1 protein-coding gene is annotated in these 597 nt (G+C 37.0%); it reads right to left on the reverse strand.

The annotated features are described in order from the left end of the window. A partial coding sequence (locus tag ABDZ84_RS05135; RefSeq protein WP_343780447.1) for a transposase occupies nucleotides 1-597 on the reverse strand: 597 nt, incomplete at both ends.

Consider the following 597-nt stretch of genomic DNA (forward strand, 5'->3'; position numbering starts at 1 on the left):
CAAAAATCCGAAGACAGGTTCTACATCTATTTTTCGTTTACCATAGATTTTTCCTGTTTCTTCTTTTGAAAGCTGCTCTCTTATATATGCTTTTTGCTGTTCCCATTGCGCATTGTAATAAATCTTTCGATTCCCTTTTGCTTTGGTACATTGGTCGCGTAATGGGCATCTAGAACAATGTTCACATTCATAAACATGAAAGGTTCGTTTGAACCCGGCCTTATCCTTTCTGTTTGATAGGTAATGAAAGGATACTTTCTTTCCATTTGGACAAGTAAAAAAGTCTCCGTCTGAATCGTAGTCCCAGTTGGATATATGGAAAGGATTTGTTTTATATTTCTTTTTCTTTTCCATCCGATAGGAATTATAAGTAATCAGTGGTGTTCTTTTTCTATGAAGTACATTACTGTAATTTTGTTCACTACCGTAACCTGCGTCGGCGACAATATGCTCGGGCAATTGAAAGTACCTATCTTCAATACTATCGAGAAAAGGAATAAACGTGCGAGTATCCGTAGGATTTGGAAGTACATCGTAGGCTAATGTGTATTGACCTTCGGTCGCAATTTGTACATTATAACCTGCTTTAAGTTGACC

Source organism: Virgibacillus salarius (assembly GCF_039521925.1).
GTDB classification, from domain to species: domain Bacteria; phylum Bacillota; class Bacilli; order Bacillales; family Amphibacillaceae; genus Virgibacillus; species Virgibacillus salarius.